Below are 13,232 nucleotides of genomic sequence, written 5' to 3'. Positions count from 1 at the left end.
AGCTGTCTTCTCGAAATGAATTAATGAATGGCCTCGACGGGCTTCGGCGCACCGCGCCGCACCGCCATTACAATAAGGATGGTGCCGACAATAAGCATCGGGATCGACAACAGCATGCCCATGGTTAATCCGCCCCAGAGGTAACCGAGCTGGACGTCCGGCTCGCGGAAATGCTCGCCGATGATCCGGGTCAGGCCGTAGATCAGGATGAAACTGCCGAGGATGAGTCCCGGCCGCTTCAAGGCGCCGAGGCGGATCATTACCGCGAGCGCGGCAAAGAGCAGGAGGCCCTCCATGCCGGCTTCATAGAGCTGGCTCGGATGGCGCGGCACATCGCCGCCGGTCGGAAAGATCATGGCCCAGGGCAGGCTGGGGTCGGCGGGGCGGCCCCATAATTCGCCATTGATGAAGTTGGTCAGTCGCACCAGAAAGATCCCGATCGGCGCAACGCCGCAGGTGATGTCGCCGAGCGACAGGATCGAGATGCGGTTCTTCCGGGCGAACGCCATCACTGCGACGACGCAACCTAGGAAGCCGCCGTGGAACGACATGCCGCCTTCCCACAATTTGAAGATGGCGGCCGGATGCTCGACGAAGAAGGGCAGATTGTAGAACAGCACGTAACCCGTGCGTCCGCCGACGATGATGCCGAGCGTCACCCACAATATGAAATCGTCGATCTGCACCAGCGAGATCGGTGCCGGCCCGCCCCACAGGCGCTGCTTCTTCAACAGCGAGCGCGCATAGAACCAGCCGAACGTGATCCCGCAGATGTAGCCGAGCGCGTACCAGCGGATCGCGAACGGACCGATCTCGAAGGCAATGGGCTTGAACTTGGGGAAGTCGATCAGCAGGAAAAGCATCAAGGCCTTCTAGATTTAAACAAGATTGCGGCGATAGAGCGCCAGCAGCCGCCCCCAATGCCGCTCGGCGGCGTCGCGGTCATAGACCGGACGCTTGGGGAAGGCGAAGCCGTGATGGGTGCCGGGATAGATCTCGACCTCGGCCTTAGCTCCGTCCTTGGCACTGCTCATGCCCTGCTTGACCTTCTCGATGATCTCGGTCGGCGCATAGATGTCGGTCTCGGCGCAGGCGAAATAGAGTTCGGCTTTTGTCTTACTTGCCGCGAGATGCGGGCTGTCGTCCTGGTCGGTCGCAAGCTGCGTGCCGTAGATCGAGGCAGCCGCCTTGACGCGCTCAGGGAAGTGCGTGGCCGCGTTCACGGCGTAGCGGCCGCTCATGCAATAGCCGACGGTGCCGATGATCTTGGTGTTCGCAGCGGTCTGCCCCTCGGCATAGGTGAGCAGCGCGCGCGTGTCGTCCATGATCAAGGGAATCGTGAGCGAGCCCATCAGCGCGAACATGCGCTTGCGCTCCGGCGCATTCGGGTCGGCCGGCAGCGCGCCGAGCTCCATCACGCCGGAGCGGTAATAGAGGTTCGGCAGCATCACGTAATAGCCCGAGGTCGCAAGGCGGCGCGCCATGTCGCGCAGCTCTTCGCGGATCGCCGGCGCGTCCATGTAGAACAGGATGACCGGGAACGGTCCGCCACGCTCGGGATGGACGATGAAGGTTGCGGTGTGGCCGTCCTTGGTGGGAATTGCGATCTGCTGCTCGATCATGTCTTGCGTTCCGCCGTGTGATTCTTGTTATGCAGGGACGTTGAATACGATTGCAAGGAAACCGGGGCATGACAAGGATACCGCCGCGTAGGTCTTGAACCAGCCTCCGCGGATTGCCATTGTCTTTTCGCGCGTTCGCGCAAAGTTTATCGGCCGCCAAGAGACCCATCGAGAGACCGATCAGGAGACCGCCATGACCCAGACCACCAACCGGTTTTTCGACGAGATCGGCCGCATGATGAACGACGCTGCCGGCGCCGCCCAGGGCGTCAAGCGCGAGTTCGACACGGTGATGCGGACGCAGGCGGAGAAGTTCCTGCGCGACATGGATCTGGTCAAGCGCGAGGAGTTCGAGGCGGTCAAGGACATGGCCCGCCTGGCGCGCGAGGAGAACGAAGCCCTGAAGGCGCGCATCGCCGCGCTGGAGGCCAAGCTCGGCGGGTAGGGCGCCCTTCTTACCCTCCCCCTCCAGGGGAGGGTAGGAACCCCGGGTTACCAGCCCATTCTCCTTGTCATTTCCGCATCTTCCGGGTAAAAGCCCGCCACGTTCGCGGCCCCCGCACCCCTGGAGGCTTGCTGCGAACCATGCCATGGGCCGCGCTGCGGCCCATTAACTTTTGCAAAAACAAGGACTTAGACTATGGCGACGACCGTCAAGGAATTGAAGGCGACCGCACGTCCGAAGAGCGGCAAGGGGGCCGCCCGGGCTGAGCGTCGCGCCGGGAGAGTGCCCGGAGTGATCTATGGTAACAACCAGCCCCCCGTCACGATCTCGATTGCAGATCGCGAGCTGCGCCAGCGCATCCTCGCCGGCCGGTTCCTGACCACGCTGGTCGACATCGACCTCGATGGCAAGAAGCATCGCGTGATTCCGCGCGACTACCACCTTGATCCGGTCAAGGACTTCCCGATCCACGTCGACTTCATGCGTCTCGGCGAAGGCGCCACCATCCGCATCAGCGTCCCGCTGCATGTCGTGAAGGCGGAAGGCTCGCCCGGCGTGAAGCGCGGCGGCACGGTCAACATCGTCGCCCACGCGATCGAGCTCGAATGCGGTGTCGAGAACATTCCGCAATACATCGAGGCCGATGTCGGCTCGCTGGAAATCGGTCACTCCCTGCATCTGGCTGACGTCAAGCTGCCGGCCGGCGTGAAGGCGCTGACCCGTGAGGACGCGACCCTCGTCACCATCGTGCCGCCGTCCGGCTACGCCGAAGAGCAGAAGGCCGCGGCTGCAGCAGCTGCTGCTGGTGGTGCGGCTCCGGCGGCGGGCGCTGCTGCTCCGGCGGCTGGCGCTGCGGCTCCGGCTGCGGGCGCTGCGGCTCCGGCGGCTGCTGCCAAGGCTCCGGCTGGCGGCGACAAGAAGAAGTAATCTCTCAAGAGAGCCGGCGCGTGATCCCTGATCGCGCGCTGGCTGAGGGGCGCGCCGCGTCATGCGACTCTTTGTTGGGCTCGGCAATCCCGGCGCGAAATACGCACGTAACCGGCACAATATCGGCTTCATGGCCGTCGACGAGATTGCGCGGCGTCATGGTTTCGCACCATGGCGCCGCAGGTTTCAGGGCGAGACCTCGGAAGGCACGCTCGGGCCTGAGCGCGTGATCCTGCTCAAGCCCACGACCTACATGAACGAGTCCGGCCGCAGCGTTCAGGAGGCGGCGAGCTTCTTTAAGATCGTGCCCGGCGACACCACGGTGTTTCACGACGAGCTCGAACTGCCGCCGGGCAAGGTGCGGGTGAAGATCGGCGGCGGCATCGCCGGCCACAACGGCCTGCGTTCGATCTCCGCGCATATCGGCAACGAGTATCGCCGTGTCAGGCTCGGCATCGGTCACCCCGGCGTCAAGGAGATGGTGCACGGCCACGTGCTGTCGGACTTCGCCAAGGCCGACAATGAGTGGGTGATGACGCTCTGCGACGCGGTGGCCGAGCATGCCGCGCTGATCGCCAAAGGCACGGACGCGACCTTCGCCAACAGGGTGCATCTTGCGATGCAGGCGAAGGGATTTTTGACCAAGGACGAGAACGGCAAGGAATAGGCTCGTGGGATTCAAATGCGGAATCGTCGGATTGCCCAATGTCGGCAAGTCGACCTTGTTCAACGCGCTGACCGAGACGGCCGCGGCGCAGGCCGCGAACTATCCGTTCTGCACCATCGAGCCCAACGTCGGCGAGGTCGCGGTGCCCGATCCCAGGCTCGACAAGCTCGCGGCGATCGCCAAGTCGGGCCAGATCATCCCGACCCGGCTGACCTTCGTCGACATCGCTGGCCTCGTGCGCGGCGCTTCCAAGGGCGAAGGCCTCGGCAATCAGTTCCTCGCCAACATCCGCGAGGTCGACGCCATTGCGCATGTGGTGCGCTGTTTCGAGGATTCCGACATTACTCATGTCGAGGGCAAGATCGCCCCGCTCGCCGACATCGAGACTATCGAGACCGAGCTGATGCTCGCCGACCTCGACAGCCTCGAGAAGCGCGTCGACAACCTGACCAAAAAGGTCAAGGGCAACGACAAGGACGCCAAGGAGCAGCTCGACCTCGTCAACCGCACGCTGGTGCTGCTGCGTGACGGCAAGCCGGCGCGGCTCGTCGAGCGCAAGCCGGAAGAGGAACGCGCCTTCTCGATGCTCGGCCTGCTCTCGTCCAAGCCGGTGCTGTACGTCTGCAACGTCGAGGAAGGTTCGGCCGCGACCGGCAACGCCTTCTCCAAGGCGGTCGAGGAGCAGGCTGCGAAGGAGGGCGCGGTTGCCGTCGTCATCTCCGCCAAGATCGAATCCGAGATCGCGACGATCTCGCGCGAGGAGCGCGCCGACTTCCTGGAGACGCTGGGCCTGGAAGAGGCCGGTCTCGATCGCCTGATCCGTGCCGGCTACACGCTGCTCAACCTCATCACCTATTTCACGGTGGGCCCGAAGGAAGCGCGGGCCTGGACCATCCATCGCGGCACCAAGGCGCCGGGCGCGGCCGGTGTGATCCACACCGACTTCGAAAAGGGCTTTATTCGCGCCGAGACCATCGCCTATGAGGACTATGTCGCGCTTGGCGGCGAAGCCGGTGCGCGCGATGCCGGCAAGCTGCGCCTCGAAGGCAAGGAATACGTCGTCGCTGACGGCGACGTGATGCATTTCAGGTTTAATACGTAAGACGGTCTCGTGCCCCGGACGCAGCGCAGCGCTTCTTCAGCGCTGCGGAGCCGGGGCCCAGGATCTTGATTGCGGATGCATGGGTCCCGGCTCTGCGTCGCGTCCGGGACACGGACCTTACCGTACCCCGCCGCCCTGATCCCTGATCGCGCCGAGATGCTCGTTGATGCGGAACACGATCAGGATCAATTCCGCGGCGATGCGCGAGAACACCACGCCGACGACGACGCCGGCGATCGACTCCAGCACCACCAGGAAGCCGGCGAACGGGCTGATCGCCATCGCGGTGAGGCCGGCAAAGATTCCGGAGAGGCCGAACAGGCAGATCACGCCGATCACCAGCCAGTAGAAGGTCTTGATGATCGTCGGCGTGATGAAGCGGTCCCATTGAAACAGATCGCTGAATGAAAACATCTCTCTCCCCCGGGCAGATCGTGCCGCCGGCCGTGTCATCTCGACAATGAGGCAGGTTTAGCCCGACTCGCCGAATGTAGCACGAGCCATGCGAGCCGGCGGGTTGAGATTGCCGCAAAGTGCGGCCACAATCTGTCCTTCCCGCAAAGCTTTTTCCAAGATGACCCTGACCTTCGAAGATTTCCCGGCCGGCCGGTATGGAACGTTTGGCCCGCGCCACGTCACCCGCGACGAGATTTTGGCCTTCGCCGCCGAGTTCGATCCGCAGCCGATGCACCTCGACGAGGAGGCGGCCAGTAACAGCATGCTGCGCGGCCTGTCCGGCTCGGGCTGGCACCTCTGCTCGCTGATGATGCGGATGATGGCCGACGGCTTCATCACCCGCGCGGCGTCGCTGGGATCGCCCGGCGTCGACGAGGTGCGCTGGCTCTCGCCGCTCAGGCCGGGAGACGACCTGACGCTCGATGTCGACGTGCTTGAGGCGCGCGCCTCGAAGAGCCGGCCCAACCTCGGCATCGTCAAGTTCAAATGCACCGCGCGCAACGCCAGGGGCGAAGCGCTCGCCGAGATGACCTCGCCGATCCTGATCGAGCGGCGCGCGGGAGCGGTCTGATGCGGTTCTTCGAGGATATCGAGATCGGCCAGCAGCGCGAGATCGGCGCCTATACGTTCACGGCGGAGTCCATCAAGGCTTTCGCGGCCAAATTCGATCCGCAGCGCTTTCACCTCGACGAGGAGGAGGGCAAGAACTCGCTGTTCGGCGGCTTGGCTGCCTCCGGCTGGCATGTCGGCTCGGCCTGCATGAGCCTGCTTGTCGCTGATGGCCAACGCCTGGCGCGCGAAACCGCTGCGCGCGGCGAGGAGGTCGCGGTGTGGGGTCCGTCGCCGGGCTTTCGCGACCTGCGCTGGATCAAGCCGGTGCTTGCCGGCGATACCATCAGCTATTCCAACGTCGTCATCGACAAGCGCAGCTCCGCCTCGCGTCCCGGCTGGGGCATTTTGACGGCCCGCACCACCGGCACCAATCAGCGCGGCGAGGACGTCTATTCCATCACCGCCAGCGCCTTCGTGCCGATGCGGAGCAAGGGCGGTTAGACCAGTTCCAGTATGAACGGCTGAAATGAGCGCGAGTGTTGCCCGCGCGCTATGGACGCGATTCGGGGCGGCTGCCATAAGCCGTCCCGAGATGGTCGGCGGCTCACCAAGCAGTTGCCGGAACCATCGAGTTGCTAACCAATTATGAACCTGTCGCTGTCTATTTGAACGAACTGGGCAGAGGACAGGGGACGAGCACAATGGCAGACCGCGGCGCACTCAAATTGGTCGGATTTATCTTCGCTACCGCGACGCTGGCTGTGATGCTGGTGGCCGGTATCGTGGTGAAGAGCTACGCCGACGGCGCCTACACCCTGGAAGCCTCGACGGTCGACGCGAGCCGTTAAGAGCTTGTTTACTCCACGCGGCCACGAAGTGGCCTCCGCGCGGGGCCGCGGCCTCCGGCCTCAGCGGCTATAGACCAATGCGAGAATCGCGATCGCAACCGCCAGCAGACCGACAAAGCGCAGCATGATAGTGCCGAACTGGTTCGGCGCCGGCCGCAGCGGTATCGGGTCCGTGGTATCGGGCCGAATGCTTTCCATGTGAGATGTCCCCGAGGCCTTAGCCGTTACTGGCATGGGCGCTTGGCATTGGTCGCCGCGGCGGGGCGGGGGGTTCAAGGCTGGGTCTCGTGTCCCGGACGCGCTGCAGCGCTCTTGCGCTGCTGCGCAGAGCCGGGACCCAGCGCGTCACATATTCATGCGTGCCGCACCGTGTCCGGGGCACGAGACCCCGGGACCCGAAAAATCAAAACCGCCGCGTTCCTTTCGGAACGCGGCGGCTGGTGACGCTTGAGACGTCCGATCAGCTGTTGCGCAGGCCGTCGGCGGCGCGCTTCCACTGGGCGACGTTGTCGGCGATCATGCGCGTCGACTTCATCGCGGCCTGGCTGAGCTGGGCATAGCCCGAGATCTCGCGCTGGACGCGCTGGCCTTCGGCATGGAGCAGGTCGCGCAGGCTCTCCAGCTCGGAGATCAGATTCTCGATCTCCGCGAGCGAGGTGCCGGCGACGCGCTGGATCAGCGAGTTGACGTTGGTGACGGTGGCTTCCGCGCTCGGATCGAGCGGCGGCGCATCGGTGGTGGTCGCAGCCGGCCGTCGCAGATAGGCGATGTCGTTGCGGACGAAATCGCGGATGCCGGCTTCGACTTCCGTCACGGCGGCGAGATTGCTGTCGACCGTTTCGGTCTCGGTGGCTTCGATCTTTTCCGGGCGGATGGCGTTCATCGTATTCCCCTGTTCGCGTTGAGCGCAGCGCGAGTGTCCCCCGCACGACGATGTGTGTCAGGCCGGGGCATCTGGGCGTCCGATTTTGACCGCAACAGGGCCGAGATGCGGCAAGGGCGGACCATTCGGGGGCCTTGCCGTGGCGTATGGTTAGGGAAGTCTAAAGAAGGCTCACCAGCTCTTCTTGAAACCGGCCGTCACGCTCTTGTTGATCGCACCTTGCGAGGTCTCGCCGACCGAGCCGGAGACCGTGACGTTGTCGAACAGCTTCTGTTCCGCGCCGACCTTGCCCAGCCATTTGTCGTCGTTGGTCGACAGGGTCCGGGCGGCGCTGATGCTGGTGCCAGTGTCGGTGAGGGTGACCTTGGCCGACTGGTCGGTCTCGTAGTTGCGGGTGACGTGGCCGCCGACGCCGGGCAGCGCCGTGGTGCCCTGCTGGTTGACGCTGTAGCCGTTCTGGAGCGTCAGCGACGTGTCGCCCGACAGCGGCACCGATTTGGTCAGCGAGGCCCCGAGCTTGCTCTGTTCAGAGCCGGGATCGACGCGGGCTTCGACCGCCGTCTTGTCCCAGATCACGCCCGCGCCCGGCGCGGTCGCGGCGGCCCAGGCGCTGCCGGAGGATTGCGGCAGGTTGCCGCCATTGGCGGCCTTCTCCGCCAGCAGCTCCGACATCGTGGTCGGCTCTTTCGTCACGGTCATGTCGGCGCCGACGCGGGTGTCCCAGAACGGGGACACCGACTGCTTCACGGTCACGGCCGAGGAGCCGTTGGCGTTGGCGTTGGTCGCCCAGTCCATGCCATCCTTGGCCGCGGCCTTGGCGCGTTTCTTGGCGGCGATGATGTCGTTGAGCGTGCCGGCGTCGATGGCGAGCTGGCTCCAGTCGAGCTTGTCGACGTCGATGCCCTTGAGCACGTCGACGTCGTTGACGTCGGGGGTCGCCTCGGCGACCTCGTCGGCATCCTCGTCAGGCGCGGTCGCGGCCGGAGGGGGGGAGAAGGGCGGAATGATCTGCGCCTGGGCTGATAACGCTGAGCCGAAAATGAACGCGGCCGCCAGCGGCAGCCGGATCCAGCCGAAACCTGTCTTGAATTCCATTGCCTTGCCCGCAAGCCCAGTTCGCGCAGAAGATGCGGAACTATCGTTGCAAAATTGTGGCGCTCACACCATCACAAATGACGAACCAACGGGCTGCGCGCGAATCGCGCGCGCCGGATGACGAGCATCTCCACGATGCGCGTCCGGCGGGGCTGGAGGCCAGGACGCGTCGCAGGAGCATCAGTCGAACCGGTCCCGAACTCTCGGAGCCCGTTGGTGTCCCCCTCAGCCGACGCTGGTCATCTTTGGCAGATGAATGGCGCGGCCGAGTGCCTGTTCGACCAGGTCGAAAGTGTCGACCAGCACGCGCATGCTGATGAGCCTATCAGCCTTGAACTGCGCGAACTGCGCGACGCGCAAGCTGATCGGCTTGTCGGAATCCAGCGCCGTGAGCGAATAGCGCAGCATCGAGGATGCGGAATCGACACCCAGCATGATGCTCTCGCGGTCGAAGCGGCGGACGCGGAAATTGTCGGCGAGCTGGCGGATGACCTGGAGCACGGCCGCCTTGCCCTGGCGCGCGCCAAGGAAGGGGAACATGTCGATCGGGCCGTAGATGGCCCACTCGACGTCCTCGTCGATCAGGGCCTCGATATCCTCGAAATGCCGGTCGTTGATCGCGCGGTGCAACGCACGCGAGAAACGCCAGAGGCTGTGCTCTGTCATCTTGGGCAGTCCTGACGCTGGCTTTACGGAAAAAACGGAAAACAACCCCATGCACGGCAATGTGCCTCGGGGCTGCTCAACTCATTTGTATGCGAACAAAATACCGGATTTCGGCCAAACCGCAATTCACGTTTTCGCAATGCACAAGTGAGCGCAAGGTGTGAGATTTACAATAGAACCCCGTAATTTCCCGGGGGGCGGCCGTGCTTGCACTGGCACGCAAGACCGGCGGGCGCCGGCAGGGCATGACGGTCGGCGCGTCACGCCCTGCGACGAGCGCGGGAACTTCAGCCCGCTGGTGCTTGTTGAGACGCCGACACCGCAGGAGACATGACCCATGAAATCCCCGCTTCTCGCCGTCACGGCCGCGCTTCTCATGCTCGGCGCGAGCTCCGCCGCCAATGCCAAGGGCTGCATCAAGGGCGCCGTGGTCGGCGGCGTGGCCGGCCATTATGCCGGCCATCACGGCATGCTCGGTGCCGCCGCCGGCTGCCTCTACGGGCGTCATCACGCCAAGGAACAGCAAGAGCAGCAGGAGAAGCAGCAGCAACAGCAGAGCCAGGTGAACGGGCAGGGCAAGCTGTAACGGTATGGAAAGCTGCGCTCCCGCCGCCTTTGATCCGGCATGCTTCGATGGTAAATTCCATCTGTAAACGCTGGGGTTGAGCCGGGCGAGGGGACGATGGACGTCAGGAAGCTCTTGTGGGGTATCGTCCTCGCAATCCTGTTCCTGTGCTTCCTCGGCGCTTTCATCAGAAGAGCCTCCCGCGCGCAGGGCGTCAAATATAATTGGTTCGGCGTCCTGCTGTCGTTCTCGACGATCGGCCTCGCCCTCTACCTCGTTTTCTTCCGACAGCTCTGATGCCGTCTGTCGCGACGAGCGCCAGCGTCTGCGATCGTGCTGAAGTTTTCGGTGACGGCGAGAATGGGGTGATGGCAGGCCCGTCGCCACTGAAGCGAATTACCTCTTCTTCCACCCACCCCGTCGCCCCGGCATCCCGCCCGTCGACTTCGGCGCGGGCCCGAACTCCGGGCCCGACTGCCGCGAATCCGTCGGCTGGATGATGCGGCTCGTGCTGCCGAACGGCTTTGATGGCAGCGATGGGCTGGCGCGGTAGGGCAGCGATTCCGGGCCGTGCATCTCGTCGAGATGCGGCTTGTGGACGCGTGAGCCCTTGCCGCTGCCGGCCTTGAGCGCCGTTGCGGCGCTCTTGTTCTTCATGGCGCTGACGGGCAGGTTGGCGGCGTCGCCGTATTTCCTGGTGCCGGCATAGGCGCCCGCCTTGCTCGTCACGGCGCGCTGCTTTGCCGTGGGGTCGTCGACCACGGCGAGTTCGGTGGCGCGCAGGCGCTTGACTTCATCGCGCAGGCGGGCGGCCTCCTCGAAGTTCAGATCGGCGGCGGCCTCGCGCATCCTTGTCTCGAGATCGGCGAGCACGGCTTCGAAATTGTGGCCGATCGAGATGACGTCGTCGGTCATGTCGTGGCCGCCGACCTCGACCAGCACGTGGTCGCGCTCATAGACGGAATTGAGGATGTCGCCGATGTTCTTCTTCACGCTCGCCGGCGTGATGCCGTTGGCGGTGTTGTACTCGACCTGCTTCTCGCGGCGCCGGTTGGTTTCGGCGATGGCGCGCTCCATCGAGCCGGTCATCTGGTCGGCATAGAGGATCACCTTGCCGTCGACGTTGCGCGCGGCGCGGCCGATGGTCTGGATCAGCGAGGTCTCGCTGCGCAGGAAGCCTTCCTTGTCGGCGTCCAGAATTGCGACGAGAGCGCATTCGGGAATGTCGAGCCCCTCGCGCAACAGGTTGATGCCGACCAGCGCGTCGAAGGCGCCGAGGCGCAAGTCGCGGATGATCTCGATGCGCTCGATGGTGTCGATGTCGGAGTGCATGTAGCGGACGCGGATGCCCTGCTCGTGCAGATATTCGGTGAGGTCCTCCGCCATGCGTTTTGTCAGCACCGTGATCAGCGAGCGATAGCCGGCCTGAGCGGTCGCGCGCACCTCGCCGACGAGATCGTCCACCTGGGTGCGCGCCGGGCGGATATCGACGGGCGGATCGATCAGTCCGGTCGGGCGAATAACCTGTTCGACGAACACGCCGCCGCTCTCGTTCAGTTCCCAGCCGCTGGGCGTCGCCGACACTGCGATGGTCTGCGGCCGCATCATGTCCCACTCCTCGAAGCGGAGCGGGCGGTTGTCCATGCAGGAGGGCAGCCGGAAGCCGTATTCGGCCAGCGTCGCCTTGCGGCGGAAGTCGCCGCGGAACATGGCGCCGATCTGCGGGATGGTGACGTGGCTTTCGTCGGCGAAGATCAGCGCGTTGTCGGGCACATATTCGAACAGCGTCGGCGGCGGCTCGCCGGGGCGACGGCCGGTGAGATAGCGCGAATAGTTCTCGATACCGGCGCAGCTTCCGGTCGCCTCCATCATCTCGAGGTCGAAAGTGGTGCGCTGCTCCAGCCGCTGCGCTTCCAGCAGGCGTCCCTGGTTGTTGAGCTGGTCGAGCCGCAGCTTCAGTTCCGACTTGATCGACTTGATCGCCTGCACCAGCGTCGGGCGCGGCGTCACATAGTGCGAATTGGCGTACATCTTGATGAATTCGAGCTCGTCCTGCTTGTGGCCGGTGAGCGGATCGAATTCCTCGATGTTCTCGATGCTGTCGCCGAACAAATTCACGCGCCAGGCGCGGTCCTCATAGTGCGCCGGGAAGATGTCGATGACGTCGCCGCGCACGCGAAACGTGCCGCGGGTGAAATCGGCTTGCGTGCGCTTGTACTGGAGCGCGACGAGGTCGGCGATCAGCTGGCGCTGGTCGATGCGCTCGCCCTTCTTGAGCGCGAAGGTCATCGCGGTGTAGGTCTCGACCGAGCCGATACCGTAGATGCAGGACACCGAGGCGACGATGATGACGTCGTCGCGTTCGAGCAGCGCGCGCGTCGCCGAGTGGCGCATGCGGTCGATCTGCTCGTTGATGGACGAGTCCTTCTCGATATAGGTGTCGGTGCGCGGAACGTAGGCTTCCGGCTGGTAGTAGTCGTAATAGCTGACAAAATACTCGACTGCATTGTCAGGGAAGAAATTCTTGAACTCGCCATAGAGCTGGGCGGCCAGCGTCTTGTTCGGCGCCAGGATCAGGGCCGGGCGCTGCGTCGCTTCGATCACCTTGGCCATGGTGTAGGTCTTGCCGGAGCCGGTGACGCCGAGCAGCACCTGCGAGCGGTCGTTGCGCTCGATGCCCTCGACCAACTCCTTGATCGCGGTCGGCTGGTCGCCGCGCGGCTGGTATTCCGACTTGATCTCGAAGCGCACGCCGCCCTCGGACTTTTCCGGGCGCGGCGGCCGGTGCGGCGTCCACACCTTCATGGAGCCATCGTCCTTGCGGAACTCGGGCCGGCCCTCGCGGATCAGCGATTCCAGCGCATCGGCCGTGGCCTTGACGCCGAGCGCCTCCATCTTGCTGCGCGGCGGCCGCGCCAGCGCCTCGGCATCGTCCTCCTCAGTGGGAAGGCCGAGCTGCCGCGCCAGTTCCGGATCGAGCGTCGGGATCGTGGCCGCAGTTCCGTAATTGGCCTGCGGCGCCTCCTCAAGACCTTCGGTCGAGCTGCGCACTCCCACCGGCTGCGGATTGGGTCGCAGCGGCATCGGCCGCGTCGAATCCTGCGGAAATTCCTTCGGGGTCGAGGCGCGCGCCCGATGCGCGGCGGCCTCGCCGCCGGCGCGGCGGTCGCGCGAATTGTCCGGTGGCGGCTGCAACCCGGTGCCCGAGCCAAGCCCGGCATCGCCGCGATTGATCGCGGGATTGAGCAGTTCGGCCAGCGCCGGCCCGATCGGCTGCACATCAGGCCGATGTGCCTTCGAGTTCGGAGCCTTGGTTTTCGGGGATTTTGGGGGAGCAGGTTTCTTCGCCATGAGGCGAATATGGGACGAGTCCGCCCTTCAGAAAAGGGCGAAGCCAGATCCCT

Annotated in this window: 17 protein-coding genes; 9 read left to right on the top strand and 8 right to left on the bottom strand. The window is 64.5% G+C overall.

Going from position 1 to position 13,232, the window contains the following annotated elements; translation table 11 throughout:
• Positions 1–20: 20 nt before the first annotated feature.
• Together lgt and XH89_RS32455 are read right to left on the bottom strand one after the other, a co-directional pair.
• Positions 21–863 (bottom strand): prolipoprotein diacylglyceryl transferase, encoded by an 843-nt coding sequence (lgt, locus tag XH89_RS32460; protein WP_194464371.1) that lies wholly within the window; start codon positions 861–863, stop codon positions 21–23.
• Between the two features lie 15 nt (positions 864–878).
• Positions 879–1,622 (bottom strand): dienelactone hydrolase family protein, encoded by a 744-nt coding sequence (locus XH89_RS32455; RefSeq protein ID WP_194464370.1) that lies wholly within the window; start codon positions 1,620–1,622, stop codon positions 879–881.
• Between the two features lie 193 nt (positions 1,623–1,815).
• On the opposite strand from XH89_RS32455, the gene XH89_RS32450 reads away from it, so the two are divergent.
• From XH89_RS32450 to ychF, 4 genes are all read left to right on the top strand, one after another.
• Positions 1,816–2,067: an accessory factor UbiK family protein gene (locus XH89_RS32450; protein WP_027534243.1), complete on the top strand. Its 252-nt coding sequence runs from the start codon at positions 1,816–1,818 to the stop codon at positions 2,065–2,067.
• A gap of 195 nt (positions 2,068–2,262) precedes the next feature.
• Complete coding sequence (locus tag XH89_RS32445; protein WP_194464369.1) at positions 2,263–2,994, top strand: 50S ribosomal protein L25/general stress protein Ctc; 732 nt, start codon at positions 2,263–2,265, stop codon at positions 2,992–2,994.
• A 61-nt stretch (positions 2,995–3,055) separates the two neighbouring features.
• The gene (gene pth, locus XH89_RS32440; protein WP_194464368.1) at positions 3,056–3,661 is read left to right on the top strand and encodes an aminoacyl-tRNA hydrolase; all 606 of its coding nucleotides are present in this window, start codon (positions 3,056–3,058) and stop codon (positions 3,659–3,661) included.
• Between the two features lie 4 nt (positions 3,662–3,665).
• Positions 3,666–4,763: a redox-regulated ATPase YchF gene (gene ychF, locus XH89_RS32435; RefSeq protein WP_194464367.1), complete on the top strand. Its 1,098-nt coding sequence runs from the start codon at positions 3,666–3,668 to the stop codon at positions 4,761–4,763.
• 117 nt (positions 4,764–4,880) lie between these two features.
• On the opposite strand, the gene XH89_RS32430 is transcribed toward ychF, so the two are convergent.
• On the bottom strand, positions 4,881–5,177 hold the full coding sequence (locus tag XH89_RS32430; protein WP_027534247.1) for a DUF4282 domain-containing protein: 297 nt from the start codon (positions 5,175–5,177) through the stop codon (positions 4,881–4,883).
• A 160-nt stretch (positions 5,178–5,337) separates the two neighbouring features.
• Between XH89_RS32430 and XH89_RS32425 the strand changes: the two genes are divergently transcribed.
• The 3 genes from XH89_RS32425 (at position 5,338) to XH89_RS32415 (ending at position 6,619) form a co-directional block, all read left to right on the top strand.
• Entirely contained in the window at positions 5,338–5,790 is a 453-nt protein-coding gene (locus tag XH89_RS32425) for a MaoC family dehydratase (protein ID WP_194464366.1), read from the top strand.
• Positions 5,790–6,272 carry a MaoC family dehydratase gene (locus XH89_RS32420; RefSeq protein ID WP_194464365.1) on the top strand — a complete coding sequence of 161 codons (483 nt, stop codon included), beginning with the start codon at positions 5,790–5,792 and terminating at the stop codon, positions 6,270–6,272. The genes XH89_RS32425 and XH89_RS32420 overlap by 1 nt, the downstream gene beginning before the upstream one ends.
• 200 nt (positions 6,273–6,472) lie before the next feature.
• Complete coding sequence (locus tag XH89_RS32415) at positions 6,473–6,619, top strand: hypothetical protein (RefSeq protein ID WP_164933652.1); 147 nt, start codon at positions 6,473–6,475, stop codon at positions 6,617–6,619.
• Between the two features lie 60 nt (positions 6,620–6,679).
• On the opposite strand, the gene XH89_RS32410 is transcribed toward XH89_RS32415, so the two are convergent.
• The 4 genes from XH89_RS32410 to XH89_RS32395 form a co-directional block, all read right to left on the bottom strand.
• A complete protein-coding gene (locus XH89_RS32410; protein WP_194464364.1) occupies positions 6,680–6,817 on the bottom strand; it encodes a hypothetical protein in 138 nt (45 codons plus the stop codon).
• 262 nt (positions 6,818–7,079) lie between these two features.
• Entirely contained in the window at positions 7,080–7,502 is a 423-nt protein-coding gene (locus XH89_RS32405; protein WP_188106343.1) for a hypothetical protein, read from the bottom strand.
• Between the two features lie 171 nt (positions 7,503–7,673).
• Positions 7,674–8,597, bottom strand: a complete 924-nt coding sequence (locus tag XH89_RS32400; protein ID WP_194464363.1) for a hypothetical protein — start codon at positions 8,595–8,597, stop codon at positions 7,674–7,676.
• A 225-nt stretch (positions 8,598–8,822) separates the two neighbouring features.
• The gene (locus tag XH89_RS32395) at positions 8,823–9,263 is read right to left on the bottom strand and encodes a nuclear transport factor 2 family protein (RefSeq protein WP_194464362.1); all 441 of its coding nucleotides are present in this window, start codon (positions 9,261–9,263) and stop codon (positions 8,823–8,825) included.
• A 337-nt stretch (positions 9,264–9,600) separates the two neighbouring features.
• Here XH89_RS32395 and XH89_RS32390 point away from each other — a divergent pair, with 337 nt between their 5' ends.
• Together XH89_RS32390 and XH89_RS32385 are read left to right on the top strand one after the other, a co-directional pair.
• Positions 9,601–9,849 carry a hypothetical protein gene (locus XH89_RS32390; RefSeq protein WP_194464361.1) on the top strand — a complete coding sequence of 83 codons (249 nt, stop codon included), beginning with the start codon at positions 9,601–9,603 and terminating at the stop codon, positions 9,847–9,849.
• A gap of 96 nt (positions 9,850–9,945) precedes the next feature.
• Positions 9,946–10,125, top strand: coding sequence for a hypothetical protein (locus XH89_RS32385; RefSeq protein WP_194464360.1), 180 nt, complete (start codon positions 9,946–9,948; stop codon positions 10,123–10,125).
• A gap of 99 nt (positions 10,126–10,224) precedes the next feature.
• Here XH89_RS32385 and uvrB read toward each other — a convergent pair whose 3' ends face one another.
• The gene (uvrB, locus tag XH89_RS32380; protein WP_194464359.1) at positions 10,225–13,179 is read right to left on the bottom strand and encodes an excinuclease ABC subunit UvrB; all 2,955 of its coding nucleotides are present in this window, start codon (positions 13,177–13,179) and stop codon (positions 10,225–10,227) included.
• Positions 13,180–13,232 lie beyond the last annotated feature (53 nt).

This window comes from Bradyrhizobium sp. CCBAU 53340 (assembly GCF_015291645.1).
In the GTDB taxonomy this organism is placed as follows: Bacteria; Pseudomonadota; Alphaproteobacteria; order Rhizobiales; family Xanthobacteraceae; genus Bradyrhizobium.
The sequence above is the reverse complement of the archived record's forward strand: the minus strand, read 5'-3'. Positions and strand labels throughout refer to the sequence as shown.

Excerpts from the sequence above, each read along its gene's own strand:
- lgt (WP_194464371.1), bottom strand. The coding sequence starts at position 863 with ATGCTTTTCCTGCTGATCGACTTCCCCAAGTTCAAGCCCATTGCCTTC.
- XH89_RS32455 (WP_194464370.1), bottom strand. The coding sequence starts at position 1,622 with ATGATCGAGCAGCAGATCGCAATTCCCACCAAGGACGGCCACACCGCA.
- XH89_RS32450 (WP_027534243.1), top strand. The coding sequence starts at position 1,816 with ATGACCCAGACCACCAACCGGTTTTTCGACGAGATCGGCCGCATGATG.
- XH89_RS32445 (WP_194464369.1), top strand. The coding sequence starts at position 2,263 with ATGGCGACGACCGTCAAGGAATTGAAGGCGACCGCACGTCCGAAGAGC.
- pth (WP_194464368.1), top strand. The coding sequence starts at position 3,056 with ATGCGACTCTTTGTTGGGCTCGGCAATCCCGGCGCGAAATACGCACGT.
- XH89_RS32430 (WP_027534247.1), bottom strand. The coding sequence starts at position 5,177 with ATGTTTTCATTCAGCGATCTGTTTCAATGGGACCGCTTCATCACGCCG.
- XH89_RS32425 (WP_194464366.1), top strand. The coding sequence starts at position 5,338 with ATGACCCTGACCTTCGAAGATTTCCCGGCCGGCCGGTATGGAACGTTT.
- XH89_RS32420 (WP_194464365.1), top strand. The coding sequence starts at position 5,790 with ATGCGGTTCTTCGAGGATATCGAGATCGGCCAGCAGCGCGAGATCGGC.
- XH89_RS32415 (WP_164933652.1), top strand. The coding sequence starts at position 6,473 with ATGGCAGACCGCGGCGCACTCAAATTGGTCGGATTTATCTTCGCTACC.
- XH89_RS32410 (WP_194464364.1), bottom strand. The coding sequence starts at position 6,817 with ATGGAAAGCATTCGGCCCGATACCACGGACCCGATACCGCTGCGGCCG.
- XH89_RS32405 (WP_188106343.1), bottom strand. The coding sequence starts at position 7,502 with ATGAACGCCATCCGCCCGGAAAAGATCGAAGCCACCGAGACCGAAACG.
- XH89_RS32400 (WP_194464363.1), bottom strand. The coding sequence starts at position 8,597 with ATGGAATTCAAGACAGGTTTCGGCTGGATCCGGCTGCCGCTGGCGGCC.
- XH89_RS32395 (WP_194464362.1), bottom strand. The coding sequence starts at position 9,263 with ATGACAGAGCACAGCCTCTGGCGTTTCTCGCGTGCGTTGCACCGCGCG.
- XH89_RS32390 (WP_194464361.1), top strand. The coding sequence starts at position 9,601 with ATGAAATCCCCGCTTCTCGCCGTCACGGCCGCGCTTCTCATGCTCGGC.
- XH89_RS32385 (WP_194464360.1), top strand. The coding sequence starts at position 9,946 with ATGGACGTCAGGAAGCTCTTGTGGGGTATCGTCCTCGCAATCCTGTTC.
- uvrB (WP_194464359.1), bottom strand. The coding sequence starts at position 13,179 with ATGGCGAAGAAACCTGCTCCCCCAAAATCCCCGAAAACCAAGGCTCCG.